Below are 20,647 nucleotides of genomic sequence, written 5' to 3'. Positions count from 1 at the left end.
AATTTTTTGAAAATTCCGGAATAAATACTGTTTTTTATGTAGTAGGGGCGTAAGTTAAGAACGATTTAACAGATATAGAATATGTTAAATATAGAAGGTTAGACAACCCGACGTATTAATACTTTGTGAAATAAAGATCCCCCTCAACATGATCGAAGGGGGGAAGTATATGTTTAGTTCAATACATTTAGAAAGTCGTTTGTAGTTATTGTTTGTCCCATCAATGGGAATACATTATCTATTGGAAATTGATGTAGCGTTTCGTTTTGTGCACTCATCATATCTGTAACAAAAAACTGATTGTAGTTTAATTGATAGGCATCTCGCGCTGTCGTATCTACGCCAATATGCGTTGCGACACCACCAAGAACAATCGTATCAATTCCTCGACGTCGCAATTGTAAGTCCAAATCTGTTCCTACAAATGCACTAAAATGTCGTTTGTCTATGACAAAATCGTCACCTCTCTTGTCTAATAAATGATGGAAACGACTGTAGTCGTCGCCTTCTTTTGGTGGTAATGAGATCATTGCATTTGGTTGCAATACATCTTTACCATCATAGAAATTCACGCGAACAAAAGCGATAAAGCCATTGTTTTTTCTAAAAACATCTATTAATTTATTAGCGTTTTGAACGACATTTTCAGCTGTATGTGGCGCATAATCCATCTTAAGTATACCTTCTTGCAGGTCGATTAACACTAAAGCGGTTTTATTAAAATTAATCATCTTATATCAGAGTCCTTTTCGTTTAATAAAGTATTCGCTTAAACTTATACCCTGTTTACGATGAAATTATTTATTTTGTTGTGAAAAAGCTTTAGCGATATCGATGAGTTTCTTCGGTGCGTCTTCGACAGACATTTTGACTTCGACAAAATGCATCACATCGGGATGACCATTAATTGCATTAAACGTGTCTTGTAAATCTTTTGATGATTCAACGTCATGAATTTCAACATTTTTACCACCAAATACAGCTGGTAAAGCTTTATAATCCCACATGTGAATTTCATTATAAGGTTCATACATGCCGTGAATAAGTCGTTCTACCGTATAGCCGTCATTATTAATCACAAATAATACCGGTTTAATATGCTGTCTAATCATAGTTGAAATAGCTTGAACAGTTAGTTGCAATGAGCCATCACCAATTAATAATAAGTTACGACGATCTTTGTCTGCTAATTGTGAACCTAATGTTGCAGGTAATGTATAGCCGATAGAACCCCATAACGGTTGCCCTATAAAAGTATTGTTTTTGTATAATGCTAAATCATAAGCACCAAAGAATGATGTACCTTGATCAGCAATGATGACATCGTTTGGTTTTAAGAAATTTTGCATCATTTTAAAATAAGTTTGTTGTGTTAATGGTGCTGTGCCAACAGTATAATCGGGTGATGTTGGACGATGATAAGCAGGGAACGATGCGTTATTCGTATATGAAATATTGGATAACTGTTTTAACAACGATGGTAGAGATATTTCGTCATTTGTAACATCGTCAATTTTGATATTATGATGATTTAACATAACGACATCATCGATATTGAATTGGTATGAAAATCCTGCTGTTGCTGAATCTGTTAATTTGGCTCCAATATTTAAAATTAAATCGCTGTTGTCCACATAATCTCGTATTTTATCTTCGGCAATTTTCCCATCGTAAATACCCATATAATATGGATTTTCCTCATTAAAAGCACCTTTTCCTAATGAAAGTTGTGCTACTGGTATCTGTGTTTGATTTACAAAATCTTCTAATTCTTGATGGAGGTGAAAACTGTTAATTTCATGTCCAGTAATGATGATAGGCTGCTTCGCTTGATGCAATTTAGATGCTAATAACTCTATATATGTTGATGCATCCGTATCTTTAGTTGCCGTCACTTCAAATGGTGTCGGTATCTCAATTTCAGAGATTGCGACATCGATTGGTAAATGTAAATGAACTGGGCGTCTTTCGGCGATTGCTGTATTAATTAAACGTGGTATTTCGGTTGTTGCATTTTCAGGTGTGATATAACCTTGTGCAACGGTTATATGTGCAAACATTTTTCGGTAGTCGTCAAATGTACCTTCACCAAGTGAGTGATGTACATATTTACCGCCTTGTTCAACAGCACGTGTCGGCGCACCTGTAATCGCAATGACAGGTATGCGTTCAGCATATGAACCTGCGATACCGTTGACGGCACTTAATTCGCCAACACCAAATGTAGTAACTAATGCAGCGAGTCCATTAAGACGGGCATAACCGTCCGCTGCGTAACTTGCGTTTAATTCATTTGTATTTCCTACCCAATCTACATTGGGATTGCTGATAATATCGTCTAGAAAAGCGAGATTAAAATCACCAGGAACACCAAAAATTTTATCGACGCCTGCTCGATGAATAGCGTCAATTAAGTAAGCTCCAATGCGTTGTTTCATAAAAAAACCACCTTTTCTCTATATTTACACTTAAAATGATAGCCTCGAATATAGTGTAAGGTCAAGGAAGTTGACTTTGTTGTGAAAACGCTAACAATAGTGAACAATTAATATTTTTTAGGAAATGAGTATGAAGGGGGGCTTTAATTGATGATTTTAAAATTCAAAATTTAAGGGGAGAGCGAACTATCAATGATGCTGCAAAATACAATAGCAAAGAAAAAACAGGCGCGTCACCTTATGAAGGTATACGCACCTGTTTATAGTAAGCATTATTTAGCTTCAAATAATTGATCGCCAAATGAAATGTTGCCATGTTCACCTTGTTTAAAATCAAGGTTTGTAATGTTTCCTTGTGTCACGATAATAGGCGTAATATCACTCTTTGCATGATTGCGGATGTAGTCTAAATCAAAGTTGATTAATAAATCACCTTGTTTAACTTCTTGACCTTCCTCAACATGTAAAGTAAAGCCTTCTCCGTTTAATTTAACAGTGTCTAAACCGATGTGGATTAATAGTTCTAAACCACTATCTGATACAAGACCAATTGCATGTTTTGTTGGGAAAATCATTTGTACTTTACCGTTGAATGGTGCACGAACTTCACCTTGTGAAGGTTTGATAGCGATACCGTCACCCATCATTTTTTCGCTGAACACTTGATCAGGCACTTCTGATAATGGTGTTACTTCACCAGTTAATGGTGCATGAACGATATGGCTCAATTCGCTTGTTGCAGATTTATCTTCTGCAACAACAACAGTTTCGTCTTTATCGTCTTCCATAGTAGTAGGGTTTTCTACTACTTGACCATTCATAATCTGTTGCATTTCATGTTTGATTTGGTCAGATTTAGGACCAAAAATTGCTTGCATATTATTGCCGACTTCTAATACACCAGATGCGCCTAAATCTTTCAAACCAGGAACATCAACTTTAGATTTGTCGTTAACTTCAACACGTAGACGTGTGATACAAGCGTCTAAATGTTTAATGTTTGCTTTGCCACCCATAGCTTCTAATACTGCATATGGTAATTCAGTTGCTGAAGCAGTAACAGCTTGTGATTGCTTATCTTCACGACCTGGTGTTTTGTATTTTAATTTTACAATTAAGAATCGGAATACGAAGTAGTAAATAACTGCGTATACAAGACCTACAGGAATAACTAACCACCATTGTGTCTTATTAGGTAGTATACCGAGTAAGAAGTAGTCGATGAAACCACCTGAGAATGTATAACCTAGATGAAGATCTAATAAGTACAATGTTAAGAATGATAAACCATCAAGTACTGCGTGAATAAAGAATAATAATGGTGCTACAAATAAGAATGAGAATTCTAATGGTTCTGTAATACCAGTTAAGAATGATGTTAAAGCAGCAGAACCCATTAAACCTGCTACTACTTTCTTATTTTCAGGTTTAGCTGTGTGATAAATTGCTAAAGCTGCTGCAGGTAAACCGAACATCATAACAGGGAATTCACCTTGCATGAATTTACCAGCTGTCAAATGTGCGCCTTCACGAATTTGTTCGATAAAGATACGTTGGTCACCGTGAATAATTTCACCAGCTGCATTTTTCCATGAACCAAACTCGAACCAGAACGGTGCGTGGAAAATGTGATGTAGACCGAATGGAATTAATAAACGCTTGATGAAACCAAATAAGAATACGGCAACACCAGTATTTGAATCTAATAATCCTGTACTGAATGCATTTAATCCTGATTGAATCGTTGGCCAAATTAATGCCATTGGGAATGCTAAAATAAATGATGTTGTAGCCATCATAATAGGTACGAAACGCTTACCAGCGAAGAAACCTAAATAAGATGGTAAGTTAATGTTATAGAACTTGTTATAACACCAAGCTGCCAGGGCCCCGATTATAATACCGCCGAACACACCTGTTTGTAATGTTGGGATACCTAAAATGCTAGCGTAACCACTCGCTGGATCACCAATATTCTTAGGTGTAACTTGTAAAAAGTCGCCCATTGTTTTGTTCATGATTATGTAACCGACGAATGCTGCGATAGCTGCTACGCCATCACCGCCAGCTAATCCGATTGCGACACCTAATGCGAAAATCATAGGCAAGTTATCAAAAATGATACCACCAGCACCTGTCATTAATTTAGCGACAGTTTGTACGCCACCATTTTGTATAAACGGCAAGTAGTGTTGTAATGATTCACCTTGCATAGCTGTACCGATAGCTAATAACAGACCAGCTGCTGGTAAAATCGCAACAGGTAACATTAGCGCTTTACCAATACGTTGCAATTGACCGAAAAGTTTCTTCCTCACTTGTCCAACCTCCAAAGTTGTATTTATTATTTAAGATTCAATAAAAAAAGACACGAGCAAATAGACTGTGTTGGTAACCATCACAGCTTAATTTAACTCATGCCTAATCTTACTTAGTAACACGTTGGTGTATGTAATTAATGTAAAAGAAGCAATTGACTAAGTAGTATATAAAACTGATACGTTAGTTTATCTAGCTTACCATCACATCTTATTGAATCTTATTTGTTTGCGACTCCTATTTTAGCATGGTGAAGTATGCGTTTTCAATACAATTATTAAATTCAATTTCAAATCTCTTAATTGTTCACAGATTATTATTAAAACATAATATAAGATAATCCTGAATAAAATGTATAAAAGTTGTTGTAATAATCCAGCAGTAGCAGCTATTATCAGCACTTAAAAGAAAGGATAATCTTTGATGGTGTAATAATTAACTTGTGACAGAAATATGTAAGATTATTACAATGAACAGGCTTTAACTGATTAATATTGTAATGTGTTTTCTCTTATAGTAAAATGTAAGCGATTACACAACTCAACTATATTTTCCTAATAATTATATTGTTAAGGAGGGCTACTTTGACAGGCTTTTCAGTGTATTTAGGACAACCTTTAGATGAAGCGTATATTAAGCGAATGATTAAACAAGGTTACCAAATGATTTTTACATCTGTACAAATACCAGAAGAAGATGACGAGACAAAATATCATTATTTCACAAAACTACTCAATTTATTAAAACATGAACAAGTGACTTACCTCATAGATGCTAATCCATCTATATTAACACCATCTTTTTATGAGCATCTTCGACAATATGATGCGCAATTTATGATTCGTATCGATCATAGTACATCAATTGAGGCAATCGAAGCGATAATGGCACAGGGTTTAAAGTGCTGTTTGAATGCAAGTATTATTTCCCGGGAATTGTTAACAAGCTTACATCAACAATTGAATGATTTTACATTACTTTCATTTTGTCATAACTATTATCCAAGACCAGATACGGGATTATCTGTTGACTTGGTCAATAAGAAAAATGAACTCATTTATCAATTTAATCCAAAGGCACAAATATATGGTTTTATTGTAGGGAGTGATTTGCGAGGTCCTTTGCATAAAGGCTTGCCAACAATTGAAGCAACGAGACATAGTCATCCTGTCGTTGCAGCTAAATTATTACAAGAAACTGGTGTATCTGAAGTGTTAGTTGGAGACTCATTGATTGAAATGAGGCAGGCAAAACAACTTATAGATTTTTGCAAGCATAGGCATTTCACGTTATGTATTGAAGAAGTGTTTGATACGACAGTGACTTACCTTTTCGATATGTGTCATAAAGTACGCCCGGATAATCCGGAAAATGTCATTCGTTCGGAAACGTCAAGACAAATATGTCCACATTCGATTCAACCACAGTTTACGACGCAACGACGCATTGGTTCAGTAACCGTTGATAATTTGAATAACGGACGTTATCAAGGTGAAATGCAAATTGTGAGACAAACGCTTAGTGCACATGACAATGTGAATGTTGTTGCACAAATTATTAAAGAAGACTTACCACTGTTAAGTTGTATCGAGCCGAATGATACATTTGATTTTCAAAAAACTAGGGAGTGTAAGAAGTGATGGAAAATAGTACGACCGAAGCGCGTAATGAAGCGACGATGCATCTTGATGAAATGACTGTGGAAGAGGCTTTAATTACGATGAATAAAGAAGATCAGCAAGTCCCGTTAGCAGTTCGAAAGGCAATACCACAATTGACAAAAGTAATTAAAAAAACAATTGCACAGTATAAAAAGGGTGGACGATTGATTTATATCGGTGCAGGTACAAGTGGAAGATTGGGTGTCTTAGATGCAGCGGAGTGTGTACCTACATTCAATACTGACCCTCATGAAATTATAGGCATTATTGCTGGTGGACAACATGCTATGACGATGGCTGTAGAAGGTGCGGAAGATCACAAAAAATTAGCGGAAGAAGATTTGAAAAATATAGATTTAACATCAAAAGATGTCGTTATAGGAATTGCCGCGAGTGGCAAAACGCCATATGTTATAGGCGGTTTAACATTTGCTAACACAATCGGTGCTACAACAGTATCTATTTCATGCAATGAACATGCAGTTATAAGTGAAATTGCGCAGTATCCAGTAGAAGTTAAAGTTGGTCCAGAAGTATTAACTGGTTCAACACGTTTAAAGTCTGGTACAGCACAAAAGTTAATTTTAAATATGATTTCAACCATCACAATGGTTGGTGTCGGAAAAGTTTACGATAACCTCATGATTGATGTTAAAGCAACCAATCAAAAACTGATCGACCGTTCAGTGCGTATTATTCAAGAAATATGTGCTATCACATATGATGAAGCAATGGTGTTATATCAGGTGTCTGAGCATGATGTGAAAGTTGCGACAGTTATGGGTATGTGTGGCATTTCTAAGGAAGAAGCAACAAGACGGTTATTAAACAATGGTGACATTGTTAAACGAGCAATCAGAGATAGACAACCTTAGGAGGGATTTAAATGACCAAAGAACAACAACTTGCAGAACGAATTATTGCTGCAGTAGGTGGTATGGATAATATAGATAGTGTCATGAACTGTATGACACGTGTGCGTATTAAAGTATTAGATGAAAATAAAGTAGATGACCAAGAACTAAGGCATATTGATGGTGTCATGGGTGTTATACACGATGAACGCATTCAAGTTGTGGTTGGACCTGGTACAGTCAATAAAGTGGCTAATCATATGGCGGAATTAAGTGGTGTTAAACTAGGTGACCAAATACCACACAATCACAATGATAGTGAAAAAATGGACTATAAATCATATGCAGCTGATAAAGCAAAGGCGAATAAAGAAGCACATAAAGCAAAACAAAAGAATGGTAAGTTGAATAAAGTATTGAAATCAATTGCCAATATCTTTATACCGTTGATTCCTGCATTTATTGGAGCTGGATTAATTGGTGGTATTGCAGCAGTACTGAGTAACTTAATGGTGGCAGGCTATATTTCAGGTGCTTGGATTACGCAACTTATAACAGTATTTAATGTCATTAAAGACGGTATGTTAGCATACTTAGCTATTTTCACTGGTATTAATGCGGCTAAAGAATTTGGTGCGACACCAGGACTTGGTGGCGTGATTGGTGGTACAACGTTATTAACGGGTATTGCTGGTAAAAATATTTTAATGAATGTCTTCACTGGAGAACCATTGCAACCTGGACAAGGTGGGATTATTGGCGTTATTTTTGCCGTTTGGATTTTAAGTATTGTCGAAAAGAGATTGCATAAAATTGTGCCAAATGCGATTGATATTATTGTAACGCCGACTATTGCATTGTTGATTGTAGGACTATTAACTATCTTTATCTTTATGCCATTAGCAGGTTTTGTTTCAGACAGTTTAGTTTCAGTAGTTAACGGAATTATTAGTATTGGTGGCGTATTTAGTGGATTTATCATTGGAGCAAGCTTCCTACCATTAGTTATGTTAGGGCTTCATCATATTTTTACGCCAATTCATATAGAAATGATTAACCAATCTGGTGCTACTTACTTATTGCCAATTGCAGCGATGGCTGGTGCTGGACAAGTAGGTGCCGCATTAGCACTTTGGGTAAGATGTAAACGCAACACAACATTACGTAATACTTTAAAAGGTGCATTGCCAGTTGGTTTCCTAGGTATCGGAGAACCATTAATCTATGGTGTGACTTTGCCGTTAGGTCGACCTTTCTTAACTGCTTGTATTGGTGGTGGTATTGGTGGCGCTGTAATAGGTGGAATTGGACATATTGGTGCCAAAGCAATAGGCCCAAGTGGTGTGTCACTATTACCATTAATCTCAGATAATATGTATTTAGGTTATATTGCAGGATTACTTGCTGCGTATGCTGGTGGATTCGTTTGTACATATTTATTTGGAACGACAAAGGCGATGCGACAGACAGATTTGTTGGGTGATTAATGATGACAAATATTTTATATCGCATTGATAAGCAGTTGAGTGATTTTACGAAGACAGAAAAGATAATCGCTGATTACATTTTAAAGAATCCACATAAAATCATTGATATGACTGTGAATGATTTGGCAGATGTTACGAATGTTAGTACAGCATCAATTGTTAGATTTAGTCGGAAAATGACACATCAAGGTTTTCAAGAGCTAAAGATTGCGATATCTCGATACTTACCCGAAGATATTGCAACCAATCCACATTTAGAATTGATTGAAAATGAATCTGTAGAAACTTTGAAAAATAAAATGATTGCTAGAGCAACGAATACGATGCGATTTGTAGCTACTAATATTATGGATGCGCAAATTGATGCAATTTGTGATGTGTTGAAAAATGCCAGGACAATATTTTTATTTGGATTTGGCGCATCGAGTTTGACTATTGGTGATCTTTTTCAAAAGTTATCTCGTATTGGCTTAAATGTCAGGTTATTACATGAAACGCATTTACTTGTGTCAACATTTGCGACGCATGATGATAGAGATTGCATGATTTTTGTGACGAATCAAGGTAGTCATAGTGAATTGCAGTCAATTGCACAGGTGGCCACACATTACAGTATTCCCATCATAACTATATCTAGTACAGCTAATAATCCAGTGGCTCAAATTGCAGACTATGCATTGATTTATGGCAGAACTGATGAAAATGAAATGCGTATGGCGGCTACAACGTCACTATTTGCACAGTTATTCACGGTAGATATATTGTACTATCGATTTGTAGCATTAAATTATCATGCGATTCTAGATTGTATAACCCAATCGAAAATGGCACTTGATAATTACAGGAAGCATCTTGCGACGATAGATTTTAAACATTAGATTAATATAAAGTTAGTTGCAACGTAAACAATTGAAGTTTTTGATGTGATTCAGTTGCTTGATGAAAAATTGTTGCTACAAGTTTGTAAAACTGGCATAGAGGCTATTTTGAAAATGATAAAGGCGTGACAAATTAAAGCAAAGTTCAGATTTGAGCTTTGCTTTTTTCATAGATGGAAATTAAATGCTGAAGAATAATTTTAATGCTAAATGAACTAATACGAAGGTGCTAAAAGCAATTATTATCAAATTAGTGATATGAATGAAATGTTTAAATCGTTTGCGTTGATTGTATTCGGGACTTTTATAGAGTAGGTAGTAGTACATAAAGAGTATGGCTGCGAACATGCCGAATATTGAAGTGAAGTTACCTACAGTGACTGCCATGTAATGATTTAAAGTTAAATAGTAACTTAGACTAATAATAAAAAATAAAATGATTTGATAGGTAATTAACACCATTCAAGTCCCTCCATTAATCGTAGACAAAAAATTTATCAATGATTTGATTATTTGTATTCAAATTTTAGTATACGACTTACCTCAAAGACAAATATTAAAAGATAAGACAATAAAATTAGAATAAATTTACGTTTGAAGATAAAAAACAAACATTTTTCATTAAAGTTTATGATATATTTAGAGCAATAGAAAGTGTATGGAAGGGGATATGAATGGCATACCAAAGTGAATACGCATTAGAAAATGAAATGATGAATCAACTTGAACAATTGGGTTACGAAAGAGTAACGATACGTGATAATAAGCAATTGCTTGATAATTTTAGAACGATTTTAAATGAGCGTCATGCGGACAAATTAGAAGGCAATCCCTTAACAGATAAAGAATTTCAACGTCTGTTAACGATGATTGATGGGAAAAGTATTTTCGAGAGTGCCCGTATTTTACGTGATAAATTACCACTTAGACGTGATGATGAGTCTGAGATTTATTTGTCGTTTTTAGATAAGAAAAGTTGGTGTAAAAATAAGTTTCAAGTGACGAATCAAGTATCTGTCGAGGATACATATAAAGCACGTTATGATGTAACGATATTAATCAACGGACTACCCCTTGTCCAAGTTGAATTGAAACGTCGAGGTATTGATATTAATGAGGCGTTTAACCAAGTAAAACGTTACCGCAAACAAAATTACACAGGCTTATTCCGCTACATACAAATGTTTATCATTAGTAATGGTGTTGAAACGCGATACTTTTCTAATAATGATAGCGAACTATTGAAGAGTCACATGTTTTATTGGAGTGATAAACAGAATAACCGAATCAATACATTACAATCATTTGCTGAGTCGTTTATGAGACCCTGTCAATTAGCTAAGATGATATCGCGCTATATGATTATTAATGAAACAGATAGAATACTGATGGCAATGCGTCCGTATCAAGTGTATGCGGTAGAAGCACTTATTCAACAAGCGACTGAGACAGGGAATAATGGATATGTATGGCATACAACTGGAAGTGGTAAGACATTGACTTCTTTTAAAGCGAGTCAGATTTTATCACAGCAAGATGACATTAAGAAAGTTATCTTTTTGGTTGACCGTAAAGACTTGGATAGTCAAACAGAAGAGGAATTTAATAAATTTGCTAAGGGTGCTGTAGACAAAACTTTTAATACCTCGCAACTGGTACGCCAACTAAATGATAAAAGTTTGCCACTTATTGTAACGACGATTCAAAAAATGGCTAAAGCGATTCAAGGGAATGCCCATTTATTAGAACAGTATAAAACGAATAAAGTTGTATTTATTATTGATGAGTGTCATCGCAGTCAATTTGGTGACATGCATCGTCTAGTTAAACAACATTTCAAAAATGCCCAATACTTTGGATTCACTGGTACGCCACGTTTTCCAGAAAATAGTAGTCAAGATGGTAGAACAACTGCAGATATTTTCGGTAGATGCTTACATACGTATTTAATTAGAGATGCCATTCATGATGGTAATGTACTTGGTTTCTCAGTTGACTATATTAATACTTTTAAAAATAAAGCTTTAAAAGCAGAAGATAACAGCATGGTTGAAGCAATTGATACGGAAGAAGTATGGTTAGCGGATAAACGTGTGGAATTAGTAACACGACATATCATCAATAATCATGATAAATATACACGTAATCGTCAATATTCAAGTATATTTACAGTCCAAAGTATTCACGCGCTTATTAAATATTATGAGACATTTAAGCGACTTAACAAAAAGTTGGAACAACCGTTAACGATAGCTGGTATATTTACGTTTAAACCTAATGAAGATGATCGTGATGGTGAAGTGCCATATCATTCACGTGAAAAATTAGAGATAATGATTAGTGATTATAATAAAAAGTTCGAGACGAATTTTTCAACAGACACAACTAATGAGTATTTTAATCATATTTCAAAAAACGTTAAAAAGGGCGTTAAAGATAGTAAAATTGATATCTTAATCGTTGTTAATATGTTCTTAACTGGTTTTGATAGTAAAGTACTGAACACTTTATATGTTGATAAGAATTTAATGTATCATGATTTAATTCAAGCGTATTCACGTACAAATAGGGTTGAAAAAGAATCAAAGCCATTTGGTAAAATTGTAAACTATCGTGACTTGAAAAAAGAGACAGACGATGCACTGAGAGTATTCTCACAAACAAATGATACGGATACAATTTTAATGCGCAGTTATGAAGAGTATAAAAAAGAATTTATGGACGCTTATCGTGAGCTTAAAATGATTGTGCCGACACCACACATGGTTGATGACATTCAAGATGAAGAAGAGCTAAAGCGCTTTGTTGAAGCTTATCGTTTATTAGCTAAAATAATATTACGTTTAAAAGCATTTGACGAGTTTGAGTTTACAATTGATGAAATTGGAATGGATGAACAAGAGAATGAAGACTATAAAAGTAAATATTTAGCTGTGTACGATCAAGTAAAAAGAGCGACGGCTGAGAAAAATAAAGTATCCATTTTAAATGATATTGATTTCGAAATAGAAATGATGCGTAATGATACGATTAATGTGAATTATATTATGAATATATTGAGACAAATTGATCTTGAAGACAAAGCGGAACAACGTCGTAACCAAGAACAAATTAGACGCATTTTAGATCATGCAGATGATCCGACATTGAGGTTAAAACGAGATCTAATTAGAGAATTCATCGACAATGTTGTACCTTCTTTAAATAAGGATGATGATATCGATCAAGAATATGTTAATTTCGAAAGCATTAAAAAAGAAGCGGAGTTCAAAGGATTTGCTGGAGAGAGATCTATCGATGAACAAGCCCTAAAAACAATTTCAAATGACTACCAGTATAGTGGTGTTGTAAACCCACATCACCTTAAAAAAATGATTGGTGATTTGCCATTGAAAGAAAAACGTAAAGCAAGAAAAGCCATTGAATCTTTCGTGGCAGAAACAACTGAAAAATACGGTGTGTAATGATTCAGCCCCCTCGCTAGATTAGTGTAGGGGGCATTATTATTTTCTATCTTTTGTTAGTTACCATGTGTTTGGCAACCATCATTTGGTTTCAATACAATTTTATAATCGTATGTGTATAGAAATAATGTCTATAGGCATTTAAAATAGTTTATAATATTAACAGGATAAGTATTAAATGTATGTTGAAGGAGGTGCGTAGCTATGGATAATAGAAATATGATTAATCGTGTTTTTAGTCAAAAGATATTACATCAAATTGCAATCAAAAATAAAAGTGATGTTGTTGATGAGGCATATGATTTTTATATACAGGGACCTAAAAATATCAATGTAATACAGAAGATGAAATCTTTATATAACTATCTTAAAAAGTCTTATCGTAACGAATATTTTTACAAAAACACAATACTTAATAAACTCCTTCTAGGACGACATTCTATTAATACAACTACTGCACTTTCTGAGATGCCCATAGGGAAAAGTATTGCTGATTTTATATTGTTAAACGGCAAAGGCGTTGTCTATGAGATTAAAACAGAATTAGATAAGCTGGATAGATTAGATAATCAAATTAATGATTATTATGAAGTGTTTAATTATGTCGTAGTTATTACAAATGACAAACATCTGAATAAAGTTATGGCTAGATACAAAGATACAACAGTTGGAATTTTAGTGTTAACAACTAGAAATACACTGAGTGAAGTTCAAAAACCTAAAGAAAACAATAGTCTCTTAAACACAAAAGCGATGTACAACTTTTTACGAAAAGAAGAAAGAAAAAGAGTTATTGCACAAAATCATATGGATGTGCCAACTTATAATGATTTCACAGAGTATGATGTGTTATTTGACGTGTTTAAAGAAATACCAATGACGAAACTGCATAACAATATGATTTCTGAGTTGAAAAAAAGAGGAAACATGAAAGAATACAAAGATGAATTTTTAGCAGCGCCGGCTGAAATTAAGTTCTTGTTATATTTCGCAAAAATGACAAAGAAAGATAAAAATAAACTATATCATTTTCTTAAGGAGGATTAATATGTATTATCCTTATTTGCGTGGGAAACAAAATGAACTATTTGCAATTAGAGAATTGTTAGAGAAAGGTTTGATTGGTGATTGTATTCAACCTATAATTGAACCAATTAAATATACAACCACATTTAAAAATACTTTGCAATACTGTGGTGAAAAAGCATTCTCTATAAATTTAGTAGTAAATTCAAAGTTAACTGAAGAAGAGATTAGTAACGAAACTGTTGCACATTTAACTGAAATAATAACAAAAAACAAAAGTGTTATTCAAAAAGCTTACTTGGGTCCTTCTGATGAAGGCAATGATAGGTTGAAACAGCAATTTTCAAGTAATAGTTTAGCTATTTTAACAAGTGTAGATGATTGGGAAATGTTTGGAGATAAAAATAAACTTGAAATGGTTTTTGTACCAGATGATAGACACATTAAACGTAAATTGCGTAATATTCCAAACAAAGGCATCATTATGGATCCTTTTAATAAACTAAGTCGTAATGTTGATTATTTAGATAATGATGACGAGTTTTATAGCGACGATCACCTTTATTATAAGGAAGATGGATACGTAGCATTTTCAGACTATTCTGTTATAGGTGGAGAATATGTAGACGGTGGCTTTTCGCCATTAGCTATTGCGATACATATTGTCTATTTTGATGAGGCTAATGAGCTAAGAGTTAAGCATTTTGTCTCTGATTCTAATAATGATAGATCAAATCCAGGTAAAAAGTTTTTTGAGGCTGTAGATAAATTAGTAACATGGTCAAAAAACTTAGATATTAAAAATAGATCTTATGCGCTTGGACAATTTGAAGAATTAAATGAAAATAATAAGTATCCAGGATTAGGTTTAATTAAAAGGTTATCTATCATGCATCACCTAGAAATTATGAATAGATACTTGGAGTCTCAAAATGAAAATATGTGAAAAATGTTTTAATAATACTGAAATCGTAGAAATCATTGCAAATGATAATAGCAAATTTGACAATTGTGATATTGATAACAATCATCTTGGTGTTAAAATATTTGATACGACTAAGGACATAGATAAATTAGAACTTATTAGAGATTATTTAAGACCAGCATTAGAATTATATGATATTAGTATAAATTTACCAGATACTTTTAGCCCAAAAGAAGGTAAAAAGATTGAAATAGCATTAAAAGACGACTGGAGTATATTTAATGTTGAGGAAGCTCAAATAAGTTGTATTTTAAATGAACTTTTTAAAGATGATGAAAATTTAGATAGACGAGTGTTGGAAGATTTAGTAGGCGCTAAAATCATAAACGATAAAAAATATACAAATAAAAATCTAATTGTAGCAAATAATGACTGGGATGGATTTTGTGAGAGCTTGAAGTATAAAAATAGATTTCATAATAATATGATCAATTTAGAGAATTTAGCGTTCTTTCTCGATATCACTACTAATTACTATAGTATTGAGGAATTTAGAGAAAGATTTGAACCATTATATAGATCTAGAATAGTTAAGTTCATTACAGAGAAAAGTGAACTAATGTCACCACCAAAGGGATTTGCAACGGCAGGAAGATTGAATTCTAAATGGATAAGCGTATTATACCTTAGTACAAAAGAACAGGTCAGTATAGAAGAAGTTAAACCTAAGCATAATGACATTATTTATATAGGTAAGGTTAAGTTACAAAAAAACGTGACAAAAGAGAAATTGAAAATTGCGAATTTAACTAATTTAACTAGTAATGCAATCAAAGCTGGCGATGATGGATTTAGAAAGTATTTTGTAAATTACCAAACATTAAAAAAGATTCATAAAGGAATAACAAATCCAAGCGATGAACAAGGAATAGATTATTTGCCATTTCAATATTTAGCTGATTATATTCGAAGCCTTAAATATGACGGGATAATGTATGAGAGCATATTACAAGATGGTACTTTTAACTTTGTGTTTTTTGATCAAAGTTTATTTGAATGTGTTAATTATGAAAGAAAAAGAGTAAGTGACGTTAAATATACATTGACTAAGCTAAGTTGACACACTCAAAAATCTGAATATTCTAATAAAATATAAATAATCCCCCGCACTTCACATAGTGGCGGGGGATTTATTCTGGCGTTAAAATGCCCAAAGTATGGGGGTGACTCTTAAATCATGGCAAAGCACCTAAAACTTGATATGGTGCCGAGCCCTAACTTAGCACAATATAGTTAGTATGACAAAGTCATCTAACATAACACATCAGAAGTCGCGCAATTTATTTCAGACCATACAGTGATAAAGTTGCACAACGCATGACTTTTATTTAGCAATAACTGCTACTTCTGAAATAAGTTGCTTTGCATAGTCTGACTGCGGATGTTTGATAATATCTTCTGTGTTATTCAGTTCAACGATTTCGCCATTTTTCATAACTGCAACGCGATCACATATTTCATTGATAACACCCATGTCATGTGTGATGAATAAATAAGTGATGCCGAAGTCTAACTGTAATTGTTTTAATAACTCGATGATATCTTTTTGAATTGAAACGTCTAAAGCGGACACTGCCTCGTCGCAAACAATCACTTTAGGTTCTACAGCAAGTGCTCTCGCGATACTTACACGCTGACGTTGCCCACCAGATAATTCGTGTGGATAGCGATATAAGAAACTTTGATCTAGGCCAACCTTTTCTAACAACGATACGACAGTTTTAATAATGTCATCATTATCTTTGACTTTCCCATGAATGATTAGTGGTCGTTTAATCACATCAATGACTTTAAATCTTGGATTAATAGATGCGAATGGATCTTGAAAAATCATTTGTATCTCTTGTCGTAAAGATTTCAATTCATCATCTTTAAATAAACTTAATGGTAATTCGTTATACCAAATAAAGCCTTCTGACACTTCCTTTAGACCGACGACCGTCTTAGCTAATGTCGATTTCCCTGACCCTGACTCACCAACAATGCCTAATGTTTCGCCTTTTCTAATAGCCAAGTTAATAGCATTAACTGCTCGGTATAGGCTACCACTCGGTGATGTGTAATCCACGCTCACGCGATTGAATTTTAATAAAATATCATTGTTTAACAATCTTGGCGGACGCGTTTGATGAATATCAGGAATTGCATCTATTAAGCGTTTCGTATAGGTATGTTGTGGCGATTTAAAAATACTTTCAACCGTGCCACTTTCAACGACACTTCCATCTTTCATTACAATCACATCGTCGCAAAATTGATACACAGCGCCTAAATCGTGAGTGATAAAAATAATAGACGTTTCGGTGTACTCATAAAGGGACTTCATTAACTGCAGTAATTGATTTTGTGTACTGGCATCTAATGCCGTTGTTGGTTCATCTGCGATTAAAATTTGTGGCTTTAAAATCAATGCCATTGCTATCATGACACGTTGACGCATACCACCAGAAAGTTCATGTGGATAAGCATCAAATTGTCGAGTTGCATGTTTTATACCTACTTTTTCTAAAATGTCTATTGTCATCGACTTTGCTTCAGATTTAGATACACGTTTATGTTGAAATAGTACTTCTGTAATTTGTTTGCCGATCGTTAATCTTGGATTTAACGAAGAGAGTGGATCTTGAAAAATCATTGAAATATCCTTACCTCGAATTTGTTGTAACGCTGAAGTTGATAAATTAGTTAACGATTGCCCATTAAAAATAATTTCTCCTGTTAATGTGTGATCTGGATAATCTGGTAGTAGCCCTAAAATAGATTTAGCAGTAATACTTTTTCCTGATCCTGATTCACCAACAATACCTAGGATATGTTTTTTTCGTAATTCGAAAGAGACGTTTTTTACCGCTTGAACTGTAGTTTCATCATAATTGAATTGTACATTCAGACTGTTGACTTCTAATAAATTTGACATGATGTTGTGCCTCCCTATTCACAAATGTGTAAATTTATTCTATACTTTTGTATATCATAGTAATCTACTCAAGATTATTTTACAAGGAGTGATTATCATAATTACTTATTTAGAATCTTTTAAGTCGTTGCATCACAAGGCATTTTACAAGTTTGTATTATCGGTATTAAGCTTGCCAATATTTTTATATGCAGTGATAAAGTTTTTCTTTTCTGCTAAGAGAAAAAATTTTTACGCTAATAATTCTGAAATTTCAGAATTTGAACAGGCGTTACATCAAAAATATAAATATTTATCGCAGCAAAAGTCATCCACACAAATACATAAAGAAGCATTAAAAATATTCAAGGCACAAAGTTCTAATACGAGTTCAAAGAATATTGAACAAGCACATTTTTCAACATACTTTGAAAATGTATTATTTCATAAGTTCATCATGATCAAAGTGATATTGGCCTTGCCGATGTTCATCTTATTGACTTTTTATTTACAGCCATTAGTTAGATATATTTTTGAACGAATTGTCATGGCTGTGATTGTCATCATTGGTGTTATTGTCAGTGTGTTTACCATTCTGTATTTTTCACCGCTTGATGCGGCTTATAGCATACTGGGACAAAATGCAACAAAGGCACAGATACATCAATTCAATGTATTACATCATCTTAACGAACCTTATTTTATTCAATTGTGGGATACCATCAAGGGTGTTTTTACCTTTGACTTAGGTACGACTTACAAAGGGAATGAGGTTGTGACTAAAGCAGTTGGCGAAAGAATTCCAATTACAATAATTGTCGCAGTATTAGCGCTAATGGTGGCATTAATTATTGCAATACCAATTGGTATTATCAGTGCGATGAAGCGAAATAGTTGGCTTGATATCACGTTAATGATAATTGCATTAATTGGTTTATCTATTCCAAGTTTCTGGCAAGGGCTATTATTCATTTTAGCGTTCTCATTGAAATTGGATATTTTGCCACCATCTTATATGCCAGAACATCCAATATCGTTGATTTTACCTGTACTTGTCATTGGAACAAGTATTGCTGCTTCTATCACGCGTATGACAAGGTCTTCTGTACTTGAAGTAATGCGCAGCGATTATGTTTTAACTGCTTATGCAAAAGGATTATCGACGACACAAGTTGTTATTAAACATATTTTGAAAAATGCCATTATTCCAATTGTAACGCTAGTTGGTCTTCTAGTGGCAGAGTTACTAGGCGGTTCAGCAGTGACGGAACAAGTATTTAACATTAATGGTATCGGGCGTTATATCGTCCAAAAACAACTAATACCTGATATTCCAGCAGTCATGGGTGGGGTCGTATATATATCAATTGTAATATCTTTAGCAAACTTAATTATTGATATATTTTATGCTTTAATCGATCCAAAATTACGTAGTGAAATTAACGAAAGGAAGTGAGGCATATGGTAAAACTTACAACAAAGATAGCTTCCTTAAAACTATTCGCAAGTTATGCTATAGCAACTTATATTTTAGTTATATTAACGAGTGCATTAAATCTTTTTAAAGGTTATGTGGCCGATACGTTCTATATTGCTGAAACATTGCTAATCGTTTTAACCATCATTTTAATTATCATTTTAACAACGGAACAAACATGGAAGCATCATGACCTATGGCGACGTATCGTCGAAGTGTTGTTATTGTTGATGGCATTAACAGGCAACGTATTTACATTATTAATGTTTGTAAGTATTAGACGTTACCAACGTACATCGCAAATACATAGTTATAACGGGTGGGAATCGTTTATACGAAAAACTACTAGACATCGTATTGCGATTATCGGGTTACTTATTTTAGTCTACATGCTGACATTATCAATTGTGTCACAATTTACATTTGATACGACATTGGCTACTAAAAATCAGTTCAATGCACTGTTACATGGACCGAGTCTAGCCTATCCGTTTGGTACTGATGATTTCGGTAGAGACTTATTTACACGCGTAGTTGTAGGAACGAAGCTGACATTTTCAATTTCAATTATTTCAGTAGTTATTGCAGTTATTTTTGGTGTGTTACTAGGCACTATCGCAGGTTATTTTAATCATATTGATAATTTAATAATGCGAATTTTAGATGTAGTGTTTGCAATTCCATCATTATTGTTAGCGGTGGCAATTATTGCATCATTTGGAGCAAGTATTCCAAATTTAATTATTGCTTTAAGTATCGGTAATATACCATCATTTGCACGGACAATGCGTGCCAGTGTTTTAGAAATTAAACGCATGGAATATGTAGATGCAGCACGTATCACTGGTGAAAACACTTGGAATATCATATGGCGTTATATTTTACCGAATGCGATTGCGCCTATGATTGTACGTTTTTCATTAAATATAGGTGTGGTTGTATTAACAACAAGTAGTTTAAGTTTCCTAGGACTTGGTGTTGCACCTGATGTAGCTGAATGGGGCAACATTTTACGTACCGGTAGTAACTACTTGGAAACGCACAGTAATTTAGCTATTGTACCTGGTGTTTGTATTATGTTCGTCGTTTTAGCATTTAATTTTATAGGTGATGCAGTGCGTGATGCACTAGATCCAAGAATTCATTAAAAAGGTAGGGATAG

At 34.0% G+C, this 20,647-nt stretch carries 16 protein-coding genes; 11 read left to right on the top strand and 5 right to left on the bottom strand.

Annotated elements, in window-relative coordinates:
- Positions 1-173 precede the first annotated feature (173 nt).
- A complete protein-coding gene (locus tag HMPREF3247_RS01340; RefSeq protein ID WP_070866169.1) occupies positions 174-731 on the bottom strand; it encodes an isochorismatase family protein in 558 nt (185 codons plus the stop codon).
- Positions 732-797: 66 nt separating this feature from the next.
- Positions 798-2,438, bottom strand: a complete 1,641-nt coding sequence (locus tag HMPREF3247_RS01335) for an alpha-keto acid decarboxylase family protein (protein ID WP_000813553.1) — start codon at positions 2,436-2,438, stop codon at positions 798-800.
- Positions 2,439-2,630: 192 nt separating this feature from the next.
- Here HMPREF3247_RS01335 and HMPREF3247_RS01330 point away from each other — a divergent pair, with 192 nt between their 5' ends.
- Positions 2,631-2,732, top strand: coding sequence for a hypothetical protein (locus HMPREF3247_RS01330; RefSeq protein ID WP_000979526.1), 102 nt, complete (start codon positions 2,631-2,633; stop codon positions 2,730-2,732).
- On the opposite strand, the gene ptsG is transcribed toward HMPREF3247_RS01330, so the two are convergent.
- Positions 2,711-4,756: a glucose-specific PTS transporter subunit IIBC gene (gene ptsG / locus HMPREF3247_RS01325; RefSeq protein WP_001227726.1), complete on the bottom strand. Its 2,046-nt coding sequence runs from the start codon at positions 4,754-4,756 to the stop codon at positions 2,711-2,713. The two genes, HMPREF3247_RS01330 and ptsG, sit on opposite strands and share 22 nt — an antisense overlap.
- Before the next feature lie 585 nt (positions 4,757-5,341).
- Between ptsG and mupG the strand changes: the two genes are divergently transcribed.
- From mupG to HMPREF3247_RS01305, 4 genes are read left to right on the top strand one after another with little or no spacing between them, the layout of a single operon-like run.
- Positions 5,342-6,397: a 6-phospho-N-acetylmuramidase gene (mupG, locus tag HMPREF3247_RS01320; protein ID WP_000145558.1), complete on the top strand. Its 1,056-nt coding sequence runs from the start codon at positions 5,342-5,344 to the stop codon at positions 6,395-6,397.
- Positions 6,397-7,293, top strand: a complete 897-nt coding sequence (gene murQ, locus HMPREF3247_RS01315) for an N-acetylmuramic acid 6-phosphate etherase (RefSeq protein WP_000432019.1) — start codon at positions 6,397-6,399, stop codon at positions 7,291-7,293. Before mupG ends, murQ begins: the two co-directional genes overlap by 1 nt.
- A gap of 11 nt (positions 7,294-7,304) precedes the next feature.
- A complete protein-coding gene (locus tag HMPREF3247_RS01310; protein ID WP_000159759.1) occupies positions 7,305-8,759 on the top strand; it encodes a PTS transporter subunit EIIC in 1,455 nt (484 codons plus the stop codon).
- Positions 8,760-8,761: 2 nt separating this feature from the next.
- Positions 8,762-9,637 carry a pentose phosphate pathway transcriptional regulator RpiRB gene (locus HMPREF3247_RS01305; RefSeq protein WP_000181832.1) on the top strand — a complete coding sequence of 292 codons (876 nt, stop codon included), beginning with the start codon at positions 8,762-8,764 and terminating at the stop codon, positions 9,635-9,637.
- A 180-nt stretch (positions 9,638-9,817) separates the two neighbouring features.
- On the opposite strand, the gene HMPREF3247_RS01300 is transcribed toward HMPREF3247_RS01305, so the two are convergent.
- Positions 9,818-10,099, bottom strand: coding sequence for a hypothetical protein (locus HMPREF3247_RS01300; protein WP_001550030.1), 282 nt, complete (start codon positions 10,097-10,099; stop codon positions 9,818-9,820).
- Between the two features lie 212 nt (positions 10,100-10,311).
- Between HMPREF3247_RS01300 and HMPREF3247_RS01295 the strand changes: the two genes are divergently transcribed.
- The 4 genes from HMPREF3247_RS01295 to HMPREF3247_RS01280 all read left to right on the top strand — a co-directional run bounded on the left by HMPREF3247_RS01295 (position 10,312) and on the right by HMPREF3247_RS01280 (position 16,172).
- Positions 10,312-13,101, top strand: a complete 2,790-nt coding sequence (locus HMPREF3247_RS01295) for a type I restriction endonuclease subunit R (RefSeq protein ID WP_000331330.1) — start codon at positions 10,312-10,314, stop codon at positions 13,099-13,101.
- Positions 13,102-13,305: 204 nt separating this feature from the next.
- Entirely contained in the window at positions 13,306-14,148 is an 843-nt protein-coding gene (locus tag HMPREF3247_RS01290; protein WP_000370334.1) for a sce7726 family protein, read from the top strand.
- A gap of 1 nt (position 14,149) precedes the next feature.
- Positions 14,150-15,073, top strand: a complete 924-nt coding sequence (locus HMPREF3247_RS01285; protein ID WP_000291761.1) for a sce7725 family protein — start codon at positions 14,150-14,152, stop codon at positions 15,071-15,073.
- A complete protein-coding gene (locus HMPREF3247_RS01280; RefSeq protein WP_000686457.1) occupies positions 15,060-16,172 on the top strand; it encodes an RES family NAD+ phosphorylase in 1,113 nt (370 codons plus the stop codon). Before HMPREF3247_RS01285 ends, HMPREF3247_RS01280 begins: the two co-directional genes overlap by 14 nt.
- A 264-nt stretch (positions 16,173-16,436) precedes the next feature.
- Here the strand turns inward: HMPREF3247_RS01280 and HMPREF3247_RS01275 are convergent, their stop codons facing one another.
- Positions 16,437-18,029 carry an ABC transporter ATP-binding protein gene (locus HMPREF3247_RS01275; protein ID WP_000067358.1) on the bottom strand — a complete coding sequence of 531 codons (1,593 nt, stop codon included), beginning with the start codon at positions 18,027-18,029 and terminating at the stop codon, positions 16,437-16,439.
- Between HMPREF3247_RS01275 and HMPREF3247_RS01270 the strand changes: the two genes are divergently transcribed.
- Complete coding sequence (locus HMPREF3247_RS01270) at positions 17,986-19,464, top strand: ABC transporter permease (protein WP_072467453.1); 1,479 nt, start codon at positions 17,986-17,988, stop codon at positions 19,462-19,464. The genes HMPREF3247_RS01275 and HMPREF3247_RS01270 overlap by 44 nt on opposite strands.
- Before the next feature lie 5 nt (positions 19,465-19,469).
- Positions 19,470-20,633, top strand: a complete 1,164-nt coding sequence (locus HMPREF3247_RS01265) for an ABC transporter permease (RefSeq protein ID WP_000240096.1) — start codon at positions 19,470-19,472, stop codon at positions 20,631-20,633.
- Positions 20,634-20,647: the final 14 nt, after the last annotated feature.

The organism is Staphylococcus sp. HMSC36A10 (assembly GCF_001838845.1).
Classification (GTDB): Bacteria; Bacillota; Bacilli; order Staphylococcales; family Staphylococcaceae; genus Staphylococcus; species Staphylococcus aureus.
The sequence above is the reverse complement of the archived record's forward strand: the minus strand, read 5'-3'. Positions and strand labels throughout refer to the sequence as shown.

Coding starts and splice junctions, on each gene's coding strand:
- HMPREF3247_RS01340 (WP_070866169.1), bottom strand. CDS start 731: ATGATTAATTTTAATAAAACCGCTTTAGTGTTAATCGACCTGCAAGAA.
- HMPREF3247_RS01335 (WP_000813553.1), bottom strand. CDS start 2,438: ATGAAACAACGCATTGGAGCTTACTTAATTGACGCTATTCATCGAGCA.
- HMPREF3247_RS01330 (WP_000979526.1), top strand. CDS start 2,631: ATGATGCTGCAAAATACAATAGCAAAGAAAAAACAGGCGCGTCACCTT.
- murQ (WP_000432019.1), top strand. CDS start 6,397: ATGGAAAATAGTACGACCGAAGCGCGTAATGAAGCGACGATGCATCTT.
- HMPREF3247_RS01310 (WP_000159759.1), top strand. CDS start 7,305: ATGACCAAAGAACAACAACTTGCAGAACGAATTATTGCTGCAGTAGGT.
- HMPREF3247_RS01305 (WP_000181832.1), top strand. CDS start 8,762: ATGACAAATATTTTATATCGCATTGATAAGCAGTTGAGTGATTTTACG.
- HMPREF3247_RS01300 (WP_001550030.1), bottom strand. CDS start 10,099: ATGGTGTTAATTACCTATCAAATCATTTTATTTTTTATTATTAGTCTA.
- HMPREF3247_RS01295 (WP_000331330.1), top strand. CDS start 10,312: ATGGCATACCAAAGTGAATACGCATTAGAAAATGAAATGATGAATCAA.
- HMPREF3247_RS01290 (WP_000370334.1), top strand. CDS start 13,306: ATGGATAATAGAAATATGATTAATCGTGTTTTTAGTCAAAAGATATTA.
- HMPREF3247_RS01285 (WP_000291761.1), top strand. CDS start 14,150: ATGTATTATCCTTATTTGCGTGGGAAACAAAATGAACTATTTGCAATT.
- HMPREF3247_RS01280 (WP_000686457.1), top strand. CDS start 15,060: ATGAAAATATGTGAAAAATGTTTTAATAATACTGAAATCGTAGAAATC.
- HMPREF3247_RS01275 (WP_000067358.1), bottom strand. CDS start 18,029: ATGTCAAATTTATTAGAAGTCAACAGTCTGAATGTACAATTCAATTAT.
- HMPREF3247_RS01265 (WP_000240096.1), top strand. CDS start 19,470: ATGGTAAAACTTACAACAAAGATAGCTTCCTTAAAACTATTCGCAAGT.